At 64.4% G+C, this 24024-nt stretch carries 11 protein-coding genes, 2 tRNA genes and 3 rRNA genes; 4 read left to right on the forward strand and 12 right to left on the reverse strand.

All coding sequences use genetic code 11. From position 1 onward, the window contains the following. Nucleotides 1-22 precede the first annotated feature (22 nt). The 3 genes from ACEN9H_RS26335 (at nt 23) to ACEN9H_RS26345 (ending at nt 6892) form a co-directional block, all read left to right on the forward strand. The gene (locus ACEN9H_RS26335) at nt 23-3082 is read left to right on the forward strand and encodes a hypothetical protein (protein ID WP_413672638.1); all 3060 of its coding nucleotides are present in this window, start codon (nt 23-25) and stop codon (nt 3080-3082) included. Continuing rightward, nucleotides 3079-4728: an SWIM zinc finger family protein gene (locus ACEN9H_RS26340; RefSeq protein WP_413672639.1), complete on the forward strand. Its 1650-nt coding sequence runs from the start codon at nt 3079-3081 to the stop codon at nt 4726-4728. The genes ACEN9H_RS26335 and ACEN9H_RS26340 overlap by 4 nt, the downstream gene beginning before the upstream one ends. A 286-nt stretch (nt 4729-5014) precedes the next feature. Next, nucleotides 5015-6892, forward strand: a complete 1878-nt coding sequence (locus ACEN9H_RS26345) for a reverse transcriptase family protein (protein WP_413672640.1) — start codon at nt 5015-5017, stop codon at nt 6890-6892. A gap of 50 nt (nt 6893-6942) precedes the next feature. Here ACEN9H_RS26345 and rrf read toward each other — a convergent pair. The 5 genes from rrf to ACEN9H_RS26370 form a co-directional block, all read right to left on the reverse strand. Next, a 5S ribosomal RNA gene (gene rrf, locus ACEN9H_RS26350) occupies nt 6943-7055 on the reverse strand. Nucleotides 7056-7179: 124 nt separating this feature from the next. Continuing rightward, a 23S ribosomal RNA gene (locus ACEN9H_RS26355) occupies nt 7180-10056 on the reverse strand. Nucleotides 10057-10274: 218 nt separating this feature from the next. Beyond that, nucleotides 10275-10350, reverse strand: a tRNA-Ala gene (locus ACEN9H_RS26360). Nucleotides 10351-10361: 11 nt separating this feature from the next. Then, nucleotides 10362-10438: transfer RNA gene (locus ACEN9H_RS26365), tRNA-Ile, on the reverse strand. Nucleotides 10439-10518: 80 nt separating this feature from the next. Continuing rightward, nucleotides 10519-12047: ribosomal RNA gene (locus ACEN9H_RS26370) — 16S ribosomal RNA — on the reverse strand. Together the 16S, 23S and 5S rRNA genes with 2 tRNA genes alongside form the textbook arrangement of a ribosomal RNA operon. A 587-nt stretch (nt 12048-12634) precedes the next feature. Between ACEN9H_RS26370 and ACEN9H_RS26375 the strand changes: the two genes are divergently transcribed. Continuing rightward, a complete protein-coding gene (locus ACEN9H_RS26375; RefSeq protein ID WP_371765364.1) occupies nt 12635-14578 on the forward strand; it encodes a sigma-54-dependent Fis family transcriptional regulator in 1944 nt (647 codons plus the stop codon). On the opposite strand, the gene ACEN9H_RS26380 is transcribed toward ACEN9H_RS26375, so the two are convergent. The 7 genes from ACEN9H_RS26380 to ACEN9H_RS26410 form a co-directional block, all read right to left on the reverse strand. After that, nucleotides 14575-15549, reverse strand: a complete 975-nt coding sequence (locus ACEN9H_RS26380) for an FAD:protein FMN transferase (protein ID WP_413672641.1) — start codon at nt 15547-15549, stop codon at nt 14575-14577. The genes ACEN9H_RS26375 and ACEN9H_RS26380 overlap by 4 nt on opposite strands. Then, nucleotides 15546-17621 (reverse strand): 4Fe-4S binding protein, encoded by a 2076-nt coding sequence (locus ACEN9H_RS26385; RefSeq protein ID WP_413672642.1) that lies wholly within the window; start codon nt 17619-17621, stop codon nt 15546-15548. The genes ACEN9H_RS26380 and ACEN9H_RS26385 overlap by 4 nt, the downstream gene beginning before the upstream one ends. Nucleotides 17622-17628: 7 nt before the next feature. Next, entirely contained in the window at nt 17629-18786 is a 1158-nt protein-coding gene (locus ACEN9H_RS26390; RefSeq protein WP_160410926.1) for a porin, read from the reverse strand. Nucleotides 18787-19073: 287 nt separating this feature from the next. Next, the gene (locus ACEN9H_RS26395; protein WP_413672643.1) at nt 19074-20819 is read right to left on the reverse strand and encodes a PQQ-dependent methanol/ethanol family dehydrogenase; all 1746 of its coding nucleotides are present in this window, start codon (nt 20817-20819) and stop codon (nt 19074-19076) included. Nucleotides 20820-20882: 63 nt separating this feature from the next. After that, nucleotides 20883-21263: a DUF779 domain-containing protein gene (locus tag ACEN9H_RS26400; RefSeq protein WP_056129732.1), complete on the reverse strand. Its 381-nt coding sequence runs from the start codon at nt 21261-21263 to the stop codon at nt 20883-20885. A gap of 16 nt (nt 21264-21279) precedes the next feature. Beyond that, on the reverse strand, nt 21280-22800 hold the full coding sequence (gene adh / locus ACEN9H_RS26405) for an aldehyde dehydrogenase (protein ID WP_056129734.1): 1521 nt from the start codon (nt 22798-22800) through the stop codon (nt 21280-21282). 178 nt (nt 22801-22978) lie between these two features. Next, nucleotides 22979-23920 (reverse strand): beta-propeller fold lactonase family protein, encoded by a 942-nt coding sequence (locus ACEN9H_RS26410; RefSeq protein ID WP_056129737.1) that lies wholly within the window; start codon nt 23918-23920, stop codon nt 22979-22981. Nucleotides 23921-24024: the final 104 nt, after the last annotated feature.

Consider the following 24024-nt stretch of genomic DNA (forward strand, 5'->3'; position numbering starts at 1 on the left):
CACATGACCCCGAGGGCGATGCGTGAAACTGATCAGAACGGCGAGCCTGGTCCGGCGACAAAAAGACAGCATCGTCCATTGTGAAATCGAGTTGTGCCTGGCCCCGGGCGCATCCGACCGCTACCTGGTCAACCTGCGCCAGGGCCGCATGGGCGAGGAATGGCGCGAAACGACGCGCACGCCGCAACCCGTCGCCCTGGCCGACGCCGAGACGCTGTTCCACCTCGCCGTCACCGAGCGCACGGCGCAGGGCTTCGTCGATCCGGCGGATCTCGCACCCGCATCTATCCCCGCCGCGCCGCCGCCCATCCCTGTATCGGCCGAGGCCGACCGCATCCTGCTCCAGCGCCTGGAACCCGGCAGCTGGCGCCAGCTCGCGCAGGCGCAGCGCAACCGCACGATCTGGCGCGTGGGCGAACGCCGCCTCGCCGCGGCGGTGCCGACGCTCGTCGGCCTGCTCGAACGGGGCGATGCGATGCAGGACTATTGCATCGCCTGGACCATCGGCCGCTGTGGCGACGCCGGCGCTGCCGAGGCGATGCAGCAGCTGGCGGCGCGCGGCGCCAGCGATGCCGTGCGCCGCGTCGCGCTGCACGCCTGGCTGATGCTGGCCGGCCCCGATGCGCGCCGCGACCATGCGCACGCACTCGTCGCCGACTGGCCGCACGACCTGCGCGAGACATGGGCACAGGGCGAGATCGATGCGTTGGTGGCACGGGCCGCCACCGGCAACGGCTGGCGCAACGTGCCGCTCGACGCCTGGCTGGAACAGCTCGACCAGGTTGCACAGGCCGACGACCAGCCGCTGGCGCGCCGCGTGCTGCTGGCCGCGCTGCGCGCCGTGCCGCTCGCCGCCGGCAGCTTCCGCGCCGTGCGCCACCTCTTCAAGATGGCGGAGATGCGCGCCGACGGTGAACTCTTCGGCCTGCTGCAGCGCCGCTTCGAAACGACGGCGCATACCGCGCAGCGTTACGTCCACACGCGCAGGGGCTACCGCACCTTCGCCGAGGAAGCGGCGCGGCCCGACAGCACGGTGGCCTACGGCGTCGTGACCCGCCACTACCTGCTGCGGCGCGGCTGGCGCACATTGCGGCGCCTGGGCGAGGACGCCTCCCCCGACTTCATCCCGCTGGCCCTCGGCATCCTGGCCACCTACGACGACCGCGACGCAAGCCGGAGCAACCGCGTCCGGACGGCCGGGCGCATCGTCGACTGCTACGGCCACTGGCCCCTGTTCAACCACCTGCTGCGCGCACGCGCGGGCCTGCGCCACAGCGCGTCGGGCCTGAGCTGGTACCACGACGGCGCCCGTCCGGCGGACGACGCGCGACACGACGCCTTCCCCGACCTGTGGGACCGGCATCCGGACGCCCTGCTATGGCTGATGCAGCACAGCCGCTGCGAGGGCGTGCATGCCTTCGCCGCGCGTGCCCTCGCCGACAACGCGGCGTACTGCGCCGCGCTGCCCCTTGCCACGCTGCGCGACCTGCTGCGCAGCCCTTACCTGCCGACCGCGCTATTCGCCTTCGAGACGGCGCGCCGGCGCTTCGAGCCCGGCGTGCCGGATGGCGGATGGCTGCTGCTGTTCGTGCAATCGACGCTGCCGCAGGCGCAGCAATATGCGCTCGACTGCATCGGCCGCGCGCCCGACCTCTATGCGGCCGACGCGGCCCTCGTCGTCGCGGTGTTGTGCGCGCCGGCGGAGACCGTGCGGCGCCAGAGCTGGATCCTGTGCCAGGCCGCGCTCAAGCTGCCGGGCCAGCCGGACGCCATCGTCCTGCGCCTGCTCGACTGGCTGGACGGATGCACCGACCGGGACGCCGCCGCGGCCATGGCGCCCGACATCGTCTGGGCGCTCGACCATCCGCTGCAACGGGCCGCGCAGCAGGCGCCGTACGAACGCCTGCTGATGCTGGTGCGCCATCCGCTCGCGCCGGTGCGCGCGCTGGCCTGCCAGTGGCTGCTGCTGCACGCGGCGCCGGCGTCCAGCCTGCCGCCGACCGTGCTGGCGACGCTGCTGCGCGATCCCGATCCGGCCGTGCGCGCGCTGGGCGTGCAGCTGTTCGGCGTGCTGCCCGACGCGATGCTCGCCACGCAGGTCGACCTCGTCGCCGTGTTCGCATGCGCCCCGGACGCGCAGGTGCGCCAGGCCATCGGCCCCGTCATCGCGCGCCTGGCGCCGGCCGATGCCGCGTTCACGGAACAGCTCCTGCCTGCCCTGCTGGACGGCCTGTTCCGCGCCGAGACCGGCCCCGGCATGCATGCGGACCTGCTGTCCTGGATCACCGGACCGCTGGCGCACACGCCCGGCCTCGCGGACCCGGACCTGCTGCGGCGCCTGCTGGCGGCGCGCAGCAAGGGCGCACAGTTGCTCGGCGCCGCGCTCGTCGACCGCTTCGACGCGCTGCAGTTCGACGTCGCCGACTGGGCCGCGTTCGGCCGCAACCAGAACGTCGGCGTGCGCCGCTGGGCCTACGCGGCATTCGAGGCGCACGCCGAACGCGCGCGGGCGCAGCTGGAGGCGGCGCTGCGCCTGTTCGACAGCCGCTTCGACGATACGCGCGCCTTTGCCATCCGCTATTTCGGCGCCGTCTGCACGCGTGCGGACTGGACGCCGCTGCTGCTCGTGAGCCTGTGCGACCATGCCGACCCTGCCGCGCAACGCTTCGGCCGCGCGATGATCACGGCGCACGTGGACGTCGCCGACGCGGCCGACTTCATGCTCAAGCTGAGCCAGCACCCGTCGGCGAACATGCAGCTGTTCGTCAGCAGCTGGCTGGAAAGCGCCAGCGCGGGCAACCTCGATACATTGCGCCGCCTCGAATCGTATTTCCTCACCGTGCTCTCGCAGGTCAACCGCGGCCGCACGGCGAAGAGCCGCGTGCAGGATTTCCTGACGCAACAGGCGCTGCTGTCCGACGACATCGCCGCCTTCGTCGCGCGCCTGTTCGCGCGCCAGGTCGTCACCGTCGCCATCGGCGACAAGGCCCGCTACATCGAAGCCCTGCGCGCGATCCAGGCGCGCTACCCGCATCTGCCGGCCGTGCTGACGGTCCAACCTCCGGCTTCCACGTCCCCATGAGATTCCAGTACCGCTACTACGGCGCGACGAGCGTCGACAACGGCGCCTCGTCCACCACGATGCGCTTCGCGCCGGACACGTTGCGTCCGCCGACGTACTTCGTCGCCGACGTCAACCGGCGCGTGCCGTTCCGCGAGGCGATATCGGCCCTGCACGACGTCGTCACGGCCGACCAGCGTTACCAGGCGCCCGACAAGACGGCCTATAAAACGTGGCTGGCCGCGAACGAGGAGCGGCTGCTGGCCGAATTCCAGGCCCGGTCGAGCGATCTGCGCGCCCGCCAGGCGCCGATCCTCGAAGAACTCGCGACGATCCGCGCCCGCAAGGACAAGGTGCTGCAACCTTTCCACAAGGCGCAGTCGCGCTTCTTCAGCTACCTGTTCCTGACCAACCGCGACATGTGGATCGTGCTCGACCCGGTGATCACGGTGCATCCGGACCGCGTGTTCTTCGAGTGCTTCAGCCGCGACGAATCGAGCTATGCCTCGCTCAGCTGCGACCACGAGATGTTCGATCACGTGGGCGAGTTCGCGTGCGGCACCACCAACATCGATTACTCGGACGCGCTGTACGACGAATTCCAGAAGATCCGCGACTACAAGACGACGCGGCTCGCGATCGATCCCGGCGGCTTCCAGGTGACGACGGCGGACGATCCCGCCTTCATCGAGGAAAAGATCGACGTGCCCGATGCGTGGGTGCGCGGCTTCCTGCAAGTGAGCAGCGCGATGAACCTGCCGGCGCGCCGGCTCGACCTGCATCCGATGGACGTCCACAACTTCTGCCACGTGCTGCGGCGCCGGCGCGAGCGTGCCGGTCCGCGCTCGATCCGCTTCGTCCTCACGCCGGGCGAACCGGTGCGCGCCGTGTTCGAACCGTGGAACGTGGAAGTCGTGTGCCGCCGCTCGGTCTACCGGGGCGGTACGGCCGAGGAAATCCGCATCTGGGGCCGGCGCCGCCTGCTGCTGCTCGAACGCCTGATCCCGCTGGCGCAGGGTTTTACCGTGCACCTGATGGGCAATGGCATGCCCAGCTTCTGGATCGCCGACCTGCCCGGCATGCGCTTCACGCTCGGCCTGTCGGGCTGGGTCGCGAACGACTGGTCGCGCGCGGGAAGTTTCGATCTGCTGGCGCCGCGCGGCGACGTCGACGACGATACCAGGTCGCGCGTCTATGCGGCCCTCGCGCAGCGCTGGTTCGCCACGGCGGACGCGCTGGCCGCGGACACGGGCCTGGACCGCGCGGCCGTCGAACGCGCGCTGACGCTGTACACGCAGGCCGGCCGCGTGATCTACGACCTGGCGCACGGCGTGTACCGCCTGCGCGAACTGGCGCGCGAACCGCTGCCGCTCGACACGCTGCGCTTTGCCAGCGCGGCCGAACAGGACGCGGCCGCCATCGTGGCGCTGCACGCACTGGACGAGGGTCCGGTCGAAGCGCTGCCCGGCGGCGCGGTACGTCTGTCCGGCACGGCCAGGAGCGGCGACCGCCGCTACCGGACGATGCTCGTGCTCGACGCGGACCAGCGCATCGCCGACGGCGCCTGCGAATGCAACCAGTTCACGCAGCACCGGCTGCGCCACGGTCCCTGCCCGCACATGGTCGCGCTGCGCCTCGTGCATGCACGCCGCGAGGCGATCGCATGATGTTATACTTCCTTCAACAGGTGCGGCGGGATGGCTCTTGCAAACCGGACGGTGGATCGCCGTCCACGTATTCAGCCCTCCCCATGCGTCACTGGCGCGCTCTTCACTGTGCCAAACTGACGCCGGTAGCGCGAGTCGGTGTGAATTCGCCGAATTACGTCAGCGCTACCGGCGTCGTTTGGCGTCGAGTTGAGCGCGCCAGTCCTGCCGGCCCTTCGATGACGATCCCGCCGCGCCTGTTTCTTCCTGCTGCCCCGAGTCGGGCTTTCCCATCCGGGGCGTTCCCATGAGTGACTATCCCACGTCCACGTCCACGCGCGAGGCTTTGTATGCGCGCATCCGCGCGTCGTCGCGTACCGAAGTCACGCTCGAGGAAATGAAACGGCTCGGCTTCTGGCCCGAGGACGACACCTCGCTGGCCGAAGCCGAGCAGTTGATCAAGCGCGAGGCCGAACTGCAGCAGGCGCTGAGCGCGCTCGGTCGCGAGCTGCGCGAGGTCGAGGATCCGACACTGGCCCTCAAGCGCATGCGCAAGGAACGCATGGCCCGCGCCAAGGCCAAGCGCGAGGAAACGCGCCAGCGCCGCGCGCGCGAACGCCATGAACGCGCGCTGGCCTGGCACGCGCGCCGCGGCAAAGAGCTTTTATATCTGGGCGCCGGCGTATCGGCCGGCCTGAACGAGGCGCGCAGCGATGCCGACCGGCTTGCGCGGTTGTCCCTGCCGTCCATGCACGACGCGCAGGACCTGGCGAACGCGATGGGCCTGTCGCTGGAAGAGCTGCGCTTTCTCGCGTTCGAACGGCGCGTGTCGCGCATCAGCCACTACCGCCGCTTCGCCATGCCGAAGAAGGCGGGCGGCGTGCGCATCATCTCGGCGCCGATGCCGCGCCTGAAGCGGGCGCAGTACTGGGTCCTCGACAATGTGCTCGCGCGCGCGCCCGTGCACCCGGCCGCGCACGGCTTCCTGGCCGGCCGCTCCATCGTCAGCAACGCCGCGCCGCACGTGGGCCAGGCGGTCGTCATCAACGTCGACCTGAAGGACTTCTTCCCGTCGATTGCGCTGCCGCGCGTGCGCGGCGTGTTCCGCCAGCTCGGTTACGGCAAGCAGGTCGCGACGACGCTCGCGCTGCTGTGCACCGAATCCGCGACGGAGACCGTGCAGGTCGACGGCGAGACGTTCCACGTCGCGCACGGCCCGCGCGTGCTGCCGCAGGGTGCCCCGACGAGTCCCGCGCTGACCAATATCCTGTGCCGCCGCCTGGACGCGCGGCTGCAGGGCGCGGCGGCGCGACTCGGCTTCCGCTACACGCGCTATGCCGACGACCTGACGTTTTCCGGCGACGAGTCCGTGCGCAAGCTGGCGGCCAAGCTGCTGTGGCGCGTGCGGCAGATCGTCATCGACGAGGGCTTCACGCCGCATCCGGACAAGCAGCACGTGATGCGCAGCCACGCGCGCCAGAGCGTGACGGGCATCGTCGTCAACGAGAAGCCCGCCGTGGACCGCGACACGCTGCGCCGTTTCCGCGCGGTGCTGTTCCAGGTCGAGAAGGATGGACCGGCCGGCAAGCAGTGGAACGGCAACGACAACGTGCTGGCGGCGCTGGAAGGCTATGCGCACTTCATCCGGATGGTCGACGTCGAAAAAGGCGCGCCGTTGCTGGCGCGCGTGCGTGCGGCGCGCGCGAAGTGGAACGGCGACGCGGCTGCGCCGGATGCGGTCGCGCGGCGCGCCGGCGGGCAGTTCCGTACACTCGCCGCGCAAGGCCAGGCGCCGTGGCCGGGCTTCTGGCAGGCCGGCACACCACCGGCACCCGTGCTGGAAAAGACGCAGGAGCAGGTCAAGACGGAGCGCACGCTTGCGAGAGAGGAGGCCCGACCGCGCAAGCCGGCGTCGTTGCCCGCGCCGGCCGACGATGCGATCGCCAGGCGCGCCGAACGGACCGCTCGGCGCAATCCCCTGCTCATCGGCGGCGGACGCATGACATGGTATGCGGTCGCGCTGCAGGGCATCGTTGCGCTGCTGCTGAGTCGCAAACTCGACAGCAACACACCCATTCTCGCGATGCTGGCGCTGTACTGGCTGTCGGTGCGGTATCGCCGGATGCTCTGGGTACCGTTTATCGTCGTGATGGTGCTGATCTGGGCGGTGCTGGCGCCGCGCTGAAAAGCAAAAAGCCCGCTCAGTGCATACTGAGCGGGCTTTTCTAATAACTAGCCTGACGATAACCTACTTTCACACTGGTTGCAGCACTATCATCGGCGCAGAGTCTTTTCACGGTCCTGTTCGGGATGGGAAGGGGTGGTACAGACTTGCTATGGTCATCAGGCATAACTTGTACGAGTGCCGCAGCTTATTGCATGCGTCACTCTGAATCCGGAAGAAGTAGTTTCTTAATCTGTTGTCTCAACAAACAGCTGAACCCTTGCGTTGGCAATGACTGCCAAGGTTATAGGGACAAGCCGTACGGGCAATTAGTATCAGTTAGCTTAATGCATTACTGCACTTCCACACCTGACCTATCAACGTCCTGGTCTCGAACGACCCTTCAAGGAGCTCAAGGCTCCGGGAAATCTCATCTCAAGGCGAGTTTCCCGCTTAGATGCTTTCAGCGGTTATCTCTTCCGAACTTAGCTACCCGGCAATGCCACTGGCGTGACAACCGGTACACCAGAGGTTCGTCCACTCCGGTCCTCTCGTACTAGGAGCAGCCCCCTTCAAATTTCCAACGCCCACGGCAGATAGGGACCAAACTGTCTCACGACGTTTTAAACCCAGCTCACGTACCACTTTAAATGGCGAACAGCCATACCCTTGGGACCGGCTACAGCCCCAGGATGTGATGAGCCGACATCGAGGTGCCAAACTCCCCCGTCGATATGAACTCTTGGGAGGAATCAGCCTGTTATCCCCAGAGTACCTTTTATCCGTTGAGCGATGGCCCTTCCATACAGAACCACCGGATCACTATGTCCTACTTTCGTACCTGCTCGACTTGTCGGTCTCGCAGTTAAGCACGCTTATGCCATTGCACTATTAGCACGATGTCCGACCGTACCTAGCGTACCTTCGAACTCCTCCGTTACACTTTAGGAGGAGACCGCCCCAGTCAAACTGCCTACCATGCACTGTCCCCGACCCGGATCACGGGCCAAGGTTAGAACCTCAAACGAACCAGGGTGGTATTTCAAGGTTGGCTCCACGAGAACTGGCGTCCCCGCTTCAAAGCCTCCCACCTATCCTACACAGATTGGTTCAAAGTCCAATGCAAAGCTACAGTAAAGGTTCATGGGGTCTTTCCGTCTAGCCGCGGGTAGATTGCATCATCACAAACATTTCAACTTCGCTGAGTCTCGGGAGGAGACAGTGTGGCCATCGTTACGCCATTCGTGCAGGTCGGAACTTACCCGACAAGGAATTTCGCTACCTTAGGACCGTTATAGTTACGGCCGCCGTTTACTGGGACTTCAATCAAGAGCTTGCACCCCATCATTTAATCTTCCAGCACCGGGCAGGCGTCACACCCTATACGTCCACTTTCGTGTTTGCAGAGTGCTGTGTTTTTATTAAACAGTCGCAGCCACCAGTTTATTGCAACCCTTTCACCCTCATGGAGTAAACCAATCAAGCTACCGGGGCGTACCTTATCCCGAAGTTACGGTACCAATTTGCCGAGTTCCTTCTCCCGAGTTCTCTCAAGCGCCTTAGAATACTCATCTCGCCCACCTGTGTCGGTTTGCGGTACGGTCTCGTATGACTGAAGCTTAGAGGCTTTTCTTGGAACCACTTCCGATTGCTTCGTGTCACAAGGACACACGTCTCAACCCCTTGAATTACGTGCCCGGATTTGCCTAAGCACCTTCTATGAGTCAAGAACCAACTATTCCAACAGTTGGACAACCTTCCGCGATCCGTCCCCCCATCGCATCATACGACGGTGCAGGAATATTAACCTGCTTCCCATCAGCTACGCATCTCTGCCTCGCCTTAGGGGCCGACTCACCCTGCTCCGATGAACGTTGAACAGGAAACCTTGGGCTTTCGGCGAGAGGGCTTTTCACCCTCTTTATCGCTACTCATGTCAGCATTCGCACTTCCGATACCTCCAGCATCCTTTACAAGACACCTTCTCAGGCTTACGGAACGCTCTCCTACCATATGTGCAAGCACATATCCGCAGCTTCGGTGACTGGCTTAGCCCCGTTACATCTTCCGCGCAGGACGACTCGATCAGTGAGCTATTACGCTTTCTTTAAATGATGGCTGCTTCTAAGCCAACATCCTGACTGTTTTAGCCTTCCCACTTCGTTTTCCACTTAGCCAATCTTTGGGACCTTAGCTGGCGGTCTGGGTTGTTTCCCTCTTGACGCCGGACGTTAGCACCCGACGTCTGTCTCCCAAGCTCGCACTCATCGGTATTCGGAGTTTGCAATGGTTTGGTAAGTCGCAATGACCCCCTAGCCATAACAGTGCTCTACCCCCGATGGTGATACTTGAGGCACTACCTAAATAGTTTTCGGAGAGAACCAGCTATTTCCAGGTTTGTTTAGCCTTTCACCCCTACCCACAGCTCATCCCCTAATTTTTCAACATTAGTGGGTTCGGACCTCCAGGGCGTGTTACCGCACCTTCATCCTGGCCATGGGTAGATCACCTGGTTTCGGGTCTACACCCAGCGACTGTCGCCCTGTTCGGACTCGATTTCTCTACGGCTCCCCTATTCGGTTAACCTCGCCACTGAATGTAAGTCGCTGACCCATTATACAAAAGGTACGCCGTCACCCCACGAAGAGGCTCCGACTGTTTGTATGCACACGGTTTCAGGATCTATTTCACTCCCCTCCCGGGGTTCTTTTCGCCTTTCCCTCACGGTACTGGTTCACTATCGGTCGATTACGAGTATTTAGCCTTGGAGGATGGTCCCCCCATCTTCAGACAGGATTTCTCGTGTCCCGCCCTACTTGTCGTACGCTTAGTACCACCGTTTGAATTTCGTGTAAGGGGCTATCACCCTCTATGGCCGCCGTTTCCAAGGCGTTCCACTATTCAATCGACTATCACGTACAAGGCTCATCCCATTTCGCTCGCCACTACTTTGGGAATCTCGGTTGATTTCTTTTCCTGCAGCTACTTAGATGTTTCAGTTCGCCGCGTTCGCTTTGCATACCTATGTATTCAGTATGCAATGACCTAAAAGGCCGGGTTTCCCCATTCGGAAATCTGCGGATCAAAGTGTGTTTGCTCACTCCCCGCAGCTTATCGCAAGCTACTACGTCCTTCATCGCCTGTAATCGCCAAGGCATCCACCATGTGCACTTATTCACTTGTCCCTATAACGTTGGCCCCTGCATGAGTATCAGGGAACGTCATAACAACAAGAGTTCAGCTTACTTTGTTTGTTGATACATACAGATTACTACCCTAAGTGTGCATCCAACTTTCGTTAGCTACACGCTTAAAGAAAACTTTACTTCTTCCAGATTGTTAAAGAACGAGAACTACACTTATCTAAAGCTTGCGCCTTACATAAATGCAGTGAACAGAGAGTTGGTGGAGGATGACGGGATCGAACCGACGACCCCCTGCTTGCAAAGCAGGTGCTCTCCCAGCTGAGCTAATCCCCCATTTTGGTAACTGGTGGGTCTGGTTGGATTCGAACCAACGACCCCCGCGTTATCAACACGGTGCTCTAACCGACTGAGCTACAGACCCGAACTGTTCTCGTTTAACTTTACAACAGCCGATAAGCGTAGGCGCTTGATGATGGAGCGTTAGCTCCCGTGCCACTCTAGAAAGGAGGTGATCCAGCCGCACCTTCCGATACGGCTACCTTGTTACGACTTCACCCCAGTCACGAATCCTACCGTGGTAAGCGCCCTCCTTGCGGTTAAGCTACCTACTTCTGGTAAAACCCGCTCCCATGGTGTGACGGGCGGTGTGTACAAGACCCGGGAACGTATTCACCGCGGCATGCTGATCCGCGATTACTAGCGATTCCAACTTCACGCAGTCGAGTTGCAGACTGCGATCCGGACTACGATACACTTTCTGGGATTAGCTCCCCCTCGCGGGTTGGCGGCCCTCTGTATGTACCATTGTATGACGTGTGAAGCCCTACCCATAAGGGCCATGAGGACTTGACGTCATCCCCACCTTCCTCCGGTTTGTCACCGGCAGTCTCATTAGAGTGCCCTTTCGTAGCAACTAATGACAAGGGTTGCGCTCGTTGCGGGACTTAACCCAACATCTCACGACACGAGCTGACGACAGCCATGCAGCACCTGTGTTCAGGCTCTCTTTCGAGCACCCCTCAATCTCTCGAGGGTTCCTGACATGTCAAGGGTAGGTAAGGTTTTTCGCGTTGCATCGAATTAATCCACATCATCCACCGCTTGTGCGGGTCCCCGTCAATTCCTTTGAGTTTTAATCTTGCGACCGTACTCCCCAGGCGGTCTACTTCACGCGTTAGCTGCGTTACCAAGTCAATTAAGACCCGACAACTAGTAGACATCGTTTAGGGCGTGGACTACCAGGGTATCTAATCCTGTTTGCTCCCCACGCTTTCGTGCATGAGCGTCAATCTTGACCCAGGGGGCTGCCTTCGCCATCGGTGTTCCTCCACATCTCTACGCATTTCACTGCTACACGTGGAATTCTACCCCCCTCTGCCAGATTCAAGCCTTGCAGTCTCCATCGCAATTCCCAGGTTAAGCCCGGGGCTTTCACGACAGACTTACAAAACCGCCTGCGCACGCTTTACGCCCAGTAATTCCGATTAACGCTTGCACCCTACGTATTACCGCGGCTGCTGGCACGTAGTTAGCCGGTGCTTATTCTTCAGGTACCGTCATTAGCCCAGGATATTAGCCTGAGCCGTTTCTTCCCTGACAAAAGAGCTTTACAACCCGAAGGCCTTCTTCACTCACGCGGCATTGCTGGATCAGGCTTGCGCCCATTGTCCAAAATTCCCCACTGCTGCCTCCCGTAGGAGTCTGGGCCGTGTCTCAGTCCCAGTGTGGCTGGTCGTCCTCTCAGACCAGCTACTGATCGTCGCCTTGGTGAGCCTTTACCTCACCAACTAGCTAATCAGATATCGGCCGCTCCAGGAGCATGAGGTCCGAAGATCCCCCACTTTCATCCTTAGATCGTATGCGGTATTAGCGTAACTTTCGCTACGTTATCCCCCACTCTTGGGTACGTTCCGATATATTACTCACCCGTTCGCCACTCGCCGCCAGGTTGCCCCGCGCTGCCGTTCGACTTGCATGTGTAAAGCATGCCGCCAGCGTTCAATCTGAGCCAGGATCAAACTCTTCAGTTTAATCTCTGTTTTGACACTTTCGTGTCATGTCGCTCACTCAAAATACTGACCGTCACTCATTGCTGAGCAACGTATTTCTTTTGCGTGAACATTTGATAATTTAAGCATTCAGCAGCCACTTACGTAGCTGCTGGCACTTCATCAAACGCCCACACTTATCGACTGTTTATTGTTAAAGAACTGTATTCGGTACTGCCTTGCTGCGTTTGCGAATCGTTTTGTTCGTCAGCAGCAGAGGAGTGAGATTATGCCGTGTTTCGCTTAACTCGTCAACCCCTCGTTTTTCTGCAACACATTCGATGTAATCGATCTGACAAGCTTAACTAGTTGATTCAGTTAAACTTTTTGTGCGCTGCAGAAGCAGGACGCGAACTATAGCAAACCCGCAGGCACCTGCGCAAGACCTGTTTTGCAGTGCCTAAAAAGCTGGCATCCAGCTTGCTTACTGTGTGTTGCATAAAACAAAGCATCGATAAAAAGGAACATATTTACACGCTTGATTGTTCCGTTCTGGTACAGGTGCTACATTTATGAACAGTCGATTCCCAATATAGAGCCGCGGTCCAGGGCCAACCAGGAGACTTGGAATGACTTATCAACACGCAGGCTTGCTCGCCCCCGGCGACGACATGGCAACGATGATCGCGATCTCGCACCAACGTTCCGAACAATTCGGCCTGAGTCCCGATTCGCGGCCCGATTTCACGCCCGTATCCGGCACCGACCTGTCCTATCTGGTCGAACAGAATCGCCTGCTGTACAGCCACGCGGTGCCCGCGATGGAAACGCTGTACCAGCAGATCGCCAACACCCACAACATGGTCTTGCTGACGGATGCGCAGGGCGTGATCGTGCATTCGCTGGGCGACGCCGACTTCCTCGAAAAGGCCAACCGCGTCGCGCTGACGGCGGGTGTCGCCTGGTCCGAGGAGAGCAAGGGCACGAACGCGATCGGCACCGCGATCACGGAACGGGTGCCGACGACGATCCACGCGGACCAGCACTTCCTCTCCGCGAACCACTTCCTGACCTGCTCCGCGGCGCCGATCACCGACCACCGCGGCAACGTGGTCGGCGTGCTGGACGTCAGCGGCGATCGGCGCAGCTTTCACAAGCACACGATGGCCCTCGTGCGCATGTCCGCGCTGATGATCGAGAACCAGCTGTTCGCGGCGACGTTCGAAAACGCGATCACCCTGCACTTCCACACGCGCCCCGAATTCATCGGCACGCTGATGGAAGGGATCGCGTCGTTCAGTCCCGGCGGCCGCTTCCTCGCCGCCAACCGCAACGGCCTGTTCCAGCTGGGCCTCTCGTATCCCGCACTGCAGGCCCATACGTTCAGCTCCCTGTTCGGTCTTCCCGTCTCCGCCCTCTACGATCATTACCGCACGGCGGCACCGGGCCTGCTCGACCTGTGCATGCACAACGGCGTGCGCGTGCGCGGCCGGGCGGAACTAAGACTGACGAACGGCGTGCACGTGCTCACCGGCGCGTTCGACGATGCGACGCAGATGGCGCCCATCGCGCAGCCGCCGGCGAAGGCATCGGCGCGGCGGCTGTCCGGCCTGCGCTACCTGAACACGGGCGACCCGCAGCTCGAACAGGTCATCGACAAGGTCAACCGCGTCCTCGGGCGCGACGTGCCGATCATGATCATGGGCGAGACGGGCACCGGCAAGGAATTGCTGGCCCAGGCCATCCACAACGATTCGCCGCGCGCCCAAGGGCCGTTCGTCGCCGTGAACTGCGCGTCGATTCCCGAGACGCTGATCGAATCGGAGCTGTTCGGCTACGAGGACGGCGCGTTCACCGGCGCGCGCAAGAAAGGCGCGGTCGGCAAGATCCTGCAGGCGAACGGCGGCACGCTGTTCCTCGACGAGATCGGCGACATGCCCTACCCGCTGCAGGCCCGCCTGCTGCGCGTTCTGCAGGAACGGATGGTCACCCCGCTCGGCAGCGGCAAGTCGATCCCGGTGAACGTGGAAGTGATCTGTGCGACGAACCACAACCTGCGCCGCCGCATCGCCGAGGGCCTGTTCCGCGAAGACCTGTATTACCGCCTGAACGGCCTCGTGGTGAAGCTGCCGCCGCTGCGCGAGCGCACCGACCTCGAAACGGTGGTGAGAAAAATCCTCTCGGCGGAGACGGAAACCGGCGGCACGCACACGATCTCCGACGAGGTGCTGCGGCTGTTCAGGCGCCACAAATGGCCCGGCAACTTCCGCCAGCTGACGAACCTCCTGCGCACCGCGGCGATCATGGCCGGCGACGAGGAAGAAATCGGCCTGCGCCACATGCCGGACGACTTCCTGGACGACATCGCGGAGACGCCCGAAGCCGCTCCCGCGAGCGCGCCCGCGGCCCAGCAGATGATCGCGTCCGGCGCCAATCTCGAAGAGATGGAACTGGCCGCGATCCTCAAGTCGCTCGAGGCAAACGGCGGCAACGTGTCGGCGACGGCGCGCGCGCTGGGCGTTTCGCGCAACACCATTTACCGCAAGCTGCCGCATCTGAAGACCTCCCCCTAGACGGCCGGGAAACCGGACGACTTCCAGCGCGCGCCGTCCTTGCCGATCGTGAGCAGGTCCACGCCCGGCAGGTGCGCGGCCAGCGCGTGCGCGCGGCGTGCGCCCATCACCATGAACGCGGTCGACAGGCCGTCCGCTTCCAGGCCGGTGGGCGCCAGCACCGTGACGCTGGCCAGCTCCGTCGGCGAGTCGCCGCTGGTCGGATCGAAGATGTGGTGGTGGCGCAGGTCCGACGTGAACGCCGATGCGTAATCGCCCGACGTGGCGACGCAGCGCCCGTCCAGCACGAGGCTCGCGGCCACCGCGTCCTCGTTGCGCGGATCGCGAATGCCCAGGTGCCATGGCCGCCCGCCGGTGCGGCCCAGCGCACCGTATTCGCCCGTGTCGACGAGCGCGTGGCGGATGCCGTGCCGGCGCAGAGCGGCCAGCGCGAGGTCCGTCGCATAGCCTTGCGCGAGGCCGTTCAGCGTGATCGCCATCCCCTTCCGTGCCAGCACGACGCGTTCCGGCCCCGCCTGCACCTGCGTCCAGCCGACAAGGCGTTGCGCGCGCATGCGCTCGGACTCGGGCGGCACGCCGTGCGCCGAGTCGAACGCGCGCCACAGCGGCTGCACCGTGATGTCGAAGGCGCCCTGCGTCAGGCGCGACAGCGTGCGCGCATGCTCCAGCACCGTCAGCAGGTGCGGATCGGGGCCGTGCAGCACCTTGTCGCGGTTCAGCCGGAACACCTGGCTGGGCGGCTGGTGGAGGCTCATCAATGCATCCACGCGGCGCGCCTCGCCCAATGCGGCGGCGATGGCCTGCTGCGCCGCTTCCGGGTCCGCATGGCGCACGGCGACGCTGATCGTCGTTCCGAATGCCAGCGCGGCGCCGCTGTGCAGCGGCAGCTCGTCGGCTGCGGCCGCGTCGGCCACCGCGGCGCCGGCCATGCCGCCCAGGGTGGCGGCAATGAAGGTTCTTCTGTGCATCATGCTCTCCTGTCGATGGTGTCCGGGGCCGGGACGATCGGAATCGTCCGGCTGCGCTTCCGTTCCAAGATCCGCGGCGCGCACTGTTCGTCGCTTGCGTGGATAACGACACATTCCATACATTGAAAACACTCCTCGTAGTCGACCTTCCCGCTCGGGACGATCGCGTTGTAGCCGCAGCGGTGGCGGCACGTCTGGCACGGCGTGCCGCATTCGGCGCGGCGCGGGATCCAGTCGAGCAGGCGCACGCGGCCCAGCAGCGCGAGCGCCGCGCCGAGCGGACAGAGATAGCGGCAGAACGCCTTGTTGACGACCATGGCGACGAGCAGCAGGCCGGCGGCGTACACGACGAACGGCCAGGCGCGCACGAAATTCAGCGTGATCGCGGTCTTGAACGGTTCCAGTTCGACGAGCCGGTCGGCCTGCGCCGGCGCCCATACGGCCGCCAGCAGGATCGCCGCCAGCACGCCGTACTTCACCCGCTTCAGGCGCGCATCCAGCACGCGCCGCACGGCGACCTGCGGCAGCCGCAGCGCCTGTCCCGCGAGACCCGCGAATTCCTGCAGCGCGCCGAAGGGACACAGCCAGCCGCAGAACGTGCCGCGCCCCCAGATGAACAGGGAGACGAGCACGAACGCCCACAGCGCCACGGTCAGCGGATCGAACAGCAGGTAATCCAGGCCCCGCCCCGCGCGCAGCGCCTGCACGATGCCGGTGAGATTGACGATGGACAGCTGCGCCTGCGCCGCATAGCCGATGAAGCCGATGGTGAACAGCAGCCACGCGCGGCGCAGCCAGGCGAAGCGGCGCGCGTGCGCCACCAGCCGGCGCTGCTGCCACAGCGCGGCCGCGAGCAGCGCCAGCGCCACGCCCAGCACGATCAACTCCACGCGGCGCGCCTTCCAGCTGGCCTGCCACGCCGGCGCGGCGCGCTCCGGCGCAATGTAGTACGCCTCCGGCAGGCGGTACGAGAACGCGACCTCGCGCGTGATCCGCTCGGGATACACGATCCCCTTGCTGCGCGTGACGGGCAGCGCGAAGTCGAGCGCGCGCGCCGGATCCAGGCCCGCCTGCGCGATGACGCGCAGCAGCAGCATCTCGTCGGCAGGCAGGTGCACGCCGTCGGCCAGCCGCGGTTCGAGATCGAGGTCGCGCATCTCCACCGGCAAGCGGTCCTGGCGCAGCACGATGCCGCGCGGGACGCTGCCGCGCACGAAGTCCGCGCCGGTGAGCGTGTGCGGACCGGCCGTCAGCACGAGCAGCGCGTGGTCGCCCGGTTCCAGCCTGCCCTGCAGGCGGGTCCACGTGCGTGGCGCCAGCAGGTTGCGGCCGACGGCCGGCACCGAGGCCCACGCGACCCACAGGTCGATGAAGACGTCGTCGGGTTGCGCGAGCGCCTCCGCATCCAGGCCGGCGCCGCTACTCCCCGCGAACAGCCGCTCGACGTCGCCCCGGCGCACGCGGACATGCCGCACGAGGTCCGCATCGAGCATCTCCTGCAGCGACAACGGCGCGAAGACATCCATGCGGATACGGCCGATGCGGCCCGGATCGCGCCCCTGCGCAAAACCGAGCTTGGCGCGCGCCACCTTCAGCGCGGCCGACAGGACGCTCTGGTTGATGATGCGGACGGACGCCGTCGCCTTCGACACGCCGTCCAGGCTGCCCTTCCCGCCGCCGACCGTGATGCCCTGCCCCAGCGACCGCCCGCGGTACTGCTGCAGGAACTCGCGCAGGGGCGCTTCCCCGAGACCTTCCAGGAACACGGGTTCGTGCTGCGACAGCACCGCGACGTCGAGGAAGGTGCCTTTCGGGTCGATGACGACGAGGAGGTTAGGCGGCACGCCGGCGAAGCCCGGCACCGGCGCCAGGTCGGCCGATTCGAACGCGTAGCCGACCAGTTCCGTCACCGTGCCGTTCTGCTTGAACAGCGGCCAGGCCGGGATGTCGGCCGATTTTTCGCCGACGACCAGCGGCGCCGGGAAGCGCCGCGCCAGCTCCGCCTGCGTCAGCGTGCCGGCGTGCGCCGCGGCGCAAAGCAGGAGCCAGCAGATGAGAAGGCGGAGCAGGTTCATGGCCGCTTCAGAAGAAGATGATGCCGCCGACGGAACCGCCGTTCATGCGCGCGGTGGCGCCGCCGAAGCCCTTCGAGCGGGTCTGCCCCACCTCGGCCACCAGCGTGATCGCGCTGTTCAGCGCATAGTAGGCGCCGGCCGTCAGGTTGGCGTTCGACTTCAGGCCGCCCGTGCCGACGGTGTTGTCGTCATTGGCGCTGCGGCCCCACGACAGGCCCAGTTTGAGGGCATCGGTCGTCTTGAACGTGCCCTGCACGAGGAAGTTCTTGGAGCGCACATCGCCCTGGTCGGCGTCGGAGAGGATGCCCAGCGCGCGGCCCGTCTGCGCGTTGACGAGCAGGCCGGCGGCGCCCAGCTGGTACGAAGCACCCGCTTCGAAGCCGTTCATCGTGAGGTCGCTCGCGCCCGGCGTCTGCGTTTCGAAGCGTTGGGTCTTGGCACCGAGCCAGGCCTTGAAACCGTCCTGCGCGAACGAGAGGCGCGCCTGCACCTGCGGGCTCGAACGGGTGGAGTAACGCGGACCGGCGATGACCGGCGTGTCGGACACGGGACTCATCACGCCGAAGTCGAAGCCGATGCCCGCGTCGTTTTTCGGCGTGCTGTAGACGATCTGGCCATACGTGCCCAGGTAGCTGTAGCCGGCGCCGATGTGGCCCAGCGTCACGCGGCCGCGCTGGGTGGCCTGCACCGGCGCGCCGGCGCCGACGAGGGTCATGTCGTTCAGGATCGCGTTGGCGCCGAAGATGCCGTAGTCGCGGCCCAGCTTGAAGGTGCCGAGGTCCGCACGGCCGAACGTGAAGAAGGCCTGGCGCACGTCGACCGTGCTGTTTTGCGCGATCGCGCTGTCCGTCGCCGTGGCGACGTAGATGCCGATCTTGGCGGTGACGTCGAAGCCGCCCTGCGTCGACGACACCGAGGTCACGAGACCGCTGGGCAGCAGGCCGTTGCCGATGGTGGTGCGGTGATCCTCGCCGCCGCAGCCGAGCGCGCGGCCGCCCAGCGCCAGCCCGCCGACGGCATCGCCGCTGCACGAGACGCCCGTGTAATAAGCGTTGACGATGCCGCCGACGTTGACCGTCCAGTCGCCGGCCTTCAGGTCGACCGCCGAAGCCTGCGTGCAGGCGCCGATCGAGGCCATGACGGCCAATGCGTGAACCTTCTTCATTTGTCTCCTCGCTTTCTTGTTTGTAGTGGGATACATCGTTGAGATGTACCGACAGTGATGGCAAGTTGCGTGCCCGGTCGCTCACCGGGGGAAAAGCGAAGAAACAGCGTATTTTTCTGTGGCGAATCGGATCAGGTGTTGCAGTTTTGACCGTCCGCACATCAAAACGAACTAAACGATATAAATAAAAAAAACCGCGGCCGAAGCCGCGGCAAAACAGGGTCTTGACGCCGGCCGCCGCCGCAGCCGATGCATAACCCTCCCTGACCACTTACCTGGTGTTCAAATCAGATTTTCGAAGCGAGCTTGAAGACCCAGACCGAGCCGCCCTGCTCCAGGAAATTCACCTTCTTCGCCACCTCGCCGCCCCACAGCGGCACGGCACCGCCCCAGCCGGAGACGACGGCCACGTATTGCACGCCGCCGTCTTCCCACGTCACCGGCGGCGCGACGACGCCGGAACCGGTCTGGAACTTCCACAGTTCCTTGCCCGACTTCGCGTCGACCGCCTTCAGGAAGCCTTCGGGCGTGCCGTAGAACACGAGGCCGCCGGCCGTCGTCATCACGCCGCCCCACAGCGGTGCCGTGTTCTTGTTCTCCCAGACGATCTTGCCCGTCTTGGGATCCACCGCGCGCAGCGCGCCGATGTAGTCGTCGTTCAGCGGCCTGATCGTGAAGCCGGCGCCGAGGTAGGCACCACCCTTCTTGTACGTGATCGGTTCATTCCAGATCTCCATGCCCCACTCGTTGGCGGGCACGTAGAACAGGCCGGTCTGCGGGCTGTACGCCATCGGCATCTGGTTCTTCGCGCCGAGGAAGGCCGGCGCGGCGAACACGGTCGAACCCTTCTTGCCGTCGCCCTTCGTCGGATCGCTGGGGCGGTTGGCGGCGATGAAGTTCGGGCGGCCCGTCTTGAGGTCGATGCCGCTCGCCCACGTGATCTTGTTCACGAACGGGAAGGCATTCTGCAGCTGGCCCGTCTTCGCATCGATCACGTAGAAGAAGCCGTTGCGGTCGGCCTTGCCGCCGTAGCGCTTGCCGTTCATGTCGAACGTGACGAACTCGTTGGCGCCGTCGAAATCCCACGAATCGTTCGGCGTGCTCTGGTAGGCCCACTTGATCTGGCCCGTCGTCGGATCGAGCGCGAGCGTCGACGACGAATACAGGTTGTCGCCAGGGCGCAGGTGGCTGTTCCACGGTGCCGGGTTGCCGGTGCCGATGTACGCGAGGCCCGTGGCCGGGTCGTACGTGCCGCCCATCCAGGTCGACGCGCCGCCCGTCTTCCACAGCTCGCCCGGCCAGGTCTTGTTGACGGTGCCGGTGACGCCCGCATCGAGCGCCTTGCCGTCCTTGTCGTATTTGTAGCCCATATGGCCTTCGACGGTCGGGCGCGACCACAGCAGCTCGCCCGTCAGCGGATTGCGGCCTTCCACGCGGCCCACGATGCCGAATTCACCGCCCGAGACACCCGTGATCAGGACACCCTTGGCGATCAGCGGCGCGGCCGTCATGGAGTAGCCGGCCGCATAGTCGTCGACCTTTTCCTTCCACACGACCTTGCCGGTGTTCTGGTCGAGGGCGACCAGTTGCGCGTCCAGCGTGCCGAAGATGACGAGGTTGCCGTACACGGCGGCGCCGCGGTTGACGACGTCGCAGCACGGCATGATCGCCTCCGGCAGGCGGTGCTCGTACTTCCACAGTTTATTCCCCGTCTTCAGGTCGATCGCATAGATGCGCGAATACGACGCGGTGACGAACATCTTGCCGTTGGCGATGATGGGCTGCGATTCCTGCCCGCGCTGCTTCTCGCCGCCGAACGAGAACGACCATGCCGGGACCAGTTGGCCGACGGTCTTGGTGTTGATCTGGGTGAGCGTCGAAAAACGCTGGCCCTGCGTACCCATGCCGAAGGACAGCACATTCTTCGTGTCCTTGGCCGCGTTCTCGATCATCGCGTTGGTGATGTCGGCCGCCTGGGCGATGAACGCCAGCGGGGCGAGTCCTGCGAGCAGGATGGTCATTCTCGTCTTCATGCTTGTCTCCTTTGTTGTCGTTGTAGGCACTACGCGTGGGCCGGGGGCCCACGCTACTGATGTTCAAGGTCCTGGCGCCTGCGCGCGCAGCTGGCCGTTTTCCTCGTCCGTGAACAGGCGCGAGCGCGTGAGGAAGCGCCGGCCCGTGCCGTTATCGAGCGAGAACATGCCGCCGTTGCCGTCCACCACATCGATGATCAACTGGGTGTGTTCCCAATAACCGAACTGCTCCAGCCCGATGTAGAACGGCGCGCCGTCCAGGTTGCCCAGGTAGACGTCCGTGTCGGACAGGTCGAATTCCCCGGCGGCGTAGCACATCGGCGTGCTGCCGTCGCAGCAGCCGCCGGACTGGAAAAACATCAGCGGCCCGTGGCGCCGCCGCAGCTCGCCGATAAAGGCCAGCGCGGCGGGAGTCGCCAGGACGCGTTCGATATTGGCTGTCATGGCGCCTCTCTGCCAGTTAAAAGAAGCCCAGCGCTTTCGGGCTGTAGCTCACCAGCAGATTCTTGGTCTGCTGGTAGTGGTCGAGCATCATCTTGTGATTCTCGCGGCCGATGCCCGACTGCTTGTAGCCGCCGAATGCGGCGTGTGCCGGGTACAGGTGATAGCAGTTGGTCCACACGCGGCCCGCCTGGATCGCGCGCCCGACGCGGAAGGCGCGGCTGCCGTCGCGCGTCCACAGGCCGGCGCCCAGGCCGTACAGCGTGTCGTTGGCGATGCGCAGCGCGTCCGCCTCGTCCTTGAACGTCGTCACCGAGACGACCGGGCCGAAGATCTCTTCCTGGAAGATGCGCATGCTGTTGTCGCCCTTGAACACGGTCGGACGCACGTAGTAGCCGCCGGACAGGTCGCCGTCATGCTTCGCCTGCTCGCCGCCAGCCAGAACCTGCGCGCCTTCCTGGCGGCCGATGTCGAGGTAGGACAGGATCTTTTCCAGCTGTTCCTTCGACGCCTGGGCGCCGATCATCGTGCCCTCGTCGAGCGGGTTGCCGGCCTTGATTTGCGCCACGCGCGCCAGCGCGCGCTCGATGAATTTCTCGTAGATCGATTCCTGGATCAGCACGCGCGACGGGCAGGTGCACACCTCGCCCTGGTTCAGCGCGAACATCGCGAAGCCTTCCAGGCATTTGTCGAAGAAGTCGTCGTCCGCGTCCATCACGTCGGCGAAGAAGATGTTGGGCGACTTGCCGCCCAGTTCCAGGGTCACCGGGATCAGGTTCTGCGCGGCGTACTGCATGATCAGGCGGCCGGTGCCCGTCTCGCCCGTGAAGGCGATCTTGGCGATGCGCTTGCTCGACGCCAGCGGCTTGCCGGCTTCCAGGCCGAAGCCGTTGACGATGTTCAGCACGCCCGCCGGCAGCAGGTCGGCGATCAGTTCGACCAGCACCATGATCGAGGCCGGGGTCTGCTCGGCCGGTTTCAGCACGACGCAGTTGCCGGCGGCGAGGGCCGGGGCCAGCTTCCACACGGCCATCAGGATCGGGAAGTTCCACGGGATGATCTGGCCGACGACGCCCAGCGGCTCATGGAAGTGGTAGGCGTAGGTCTGGTCGTCGATGGTCGAGATGGCGCCTTCCTGCGTGCGGATGCAGCTCGCGAAATAGCGGAAGTGGTCGATCGCCAGCGGGATGTCGGCCGCCATCGTTTCGCGGATCGGCTTGCCGTTGTCGATGGTCTCGGCGGTCGCGATCAGGCGCAGGTTCTGCTCCATGCGGTCGGCGATGCGGTTCAGGATGTTGGCGCGTTCGGCCGGCGACGTCTTCGCCCAGGCGTCCTTGGCGGCGTGGGCGGCGTCCAGCGCCAGGTCCACGTCTTCGGCCGTCGAACGCGCCACTTCGCAGAACGGCTGGCCGCTGATCGGCGTGACGTTGGCGAAGTACTCGCCCTTGACCGGCGCGACGAATTTGCCGCCGATGAAGTTGTCGTAGCGTTGGCGGAACGGATTGGCGACGCCGAGTTTGCTGATGTCTGCGAGATTCATGTCATCCTCTTTCGTTGTGAGTTGGGTGGCCGAATCAGTGGCCATTGCGGGCACTGGTGTTTGCTCGGTACATCCCTTCTTTCGCAAACCCCGTGCCAGCCCGCTTTCCCCTGTTTTTGCCGTGTTGGACCGCCTGGCGCCGGCTGTTTCTGGTACAGGTGTCCCAAACTTGAACAGGTCAGCGGATCACCACGCCCCACGGCAGCTGGCCCACGGCGATGTCGCCCGTCTTGCTGCCCGCGGCCGTGTCGATCACGGACACGCTGTCCGAGCGCCCGTTCGCCACGTACAGCCGGCTGCCGTCCGGCGTCAGCGCCATGTTCCACGGCCGCTTGCCGACGGCGATGGTGGCGTCCACTGCATTGCGCGCGGCATCGATGCGCATCACGCTGCCGTCCGCGCCGTTCGACACGAATACCGTCTTCCCGTCGGGCGACACGACGATCCCGGCCGGGTTCTTCCCCGCCGGGATCGTGGCGATGCTGCGGCGCTTGTCGATGTCCAGCACGTACACCGCGCCCGCGAGTTCGCACGCGACGTAGGCACGCGTGCCGTCCGGCGAGAAACCGATGCCGCGCGGGCGCAGGCCCACCGCGATCGAGCCGACCTGGCGGCGCGCGGCCACATCGATCACGTCGACCTGCTCCGCGTTCTCGGCCGAGACGAGCAGCCAGCGGCCGTCCGGGCTGAACACGGCGTGCTCGGGATTCTTGCCCTGGACGGGGATGTCGGCGACGAGCTTGCGCGCGGCCGCGTCGACGAGCGCCACGCTGTTGGAATCCTCCACGGCGACGGCGACCCAGCGGCCGTCGTGCGATGCGTTCACGCCCTCGGGCGAGCTGCCGAGCGGGATCGTGGCCAAGGTCGCGCCGCTGGCGGCATCCAGCACGAGCAGCGCGCTGCCGGCTGCGTCCGTGACGTACAAATGGTTGCCCGCCGGATCGGCCGCGATGCCGCGCGGACGCTTGCCGGCTGCGATCTGGCGCACGGCCGCGCCGGTGGCCGTATCGATCACGCTGACGCTGCCGGATTTTTCGTTGGGGACGTAGGCGAAGGGGGCGGCCTGCGCGGCGCCGAAACTGCAAGCCAGCAGGACGATGAGGGAACGAAGACGTGACATGATGGTCCTTTGAGTGTGGTCGGTACTCTCAGGATTGCAAGCGCCATGCCATGCGGACAGCACGTTTCCGGGCTGGCAGGTATATTGCATGCGCTCATGGTCAG

The organism is Massilia cellulosiltytica (assembly GCF_047325105.1).
GTDB classification, from domain to species: Bacteria; Pseudomonadota; Gammaproteobacteria; order Burkholderiales; family Burkholderiaceae_D; genus Telluria; species Telluria orientalis.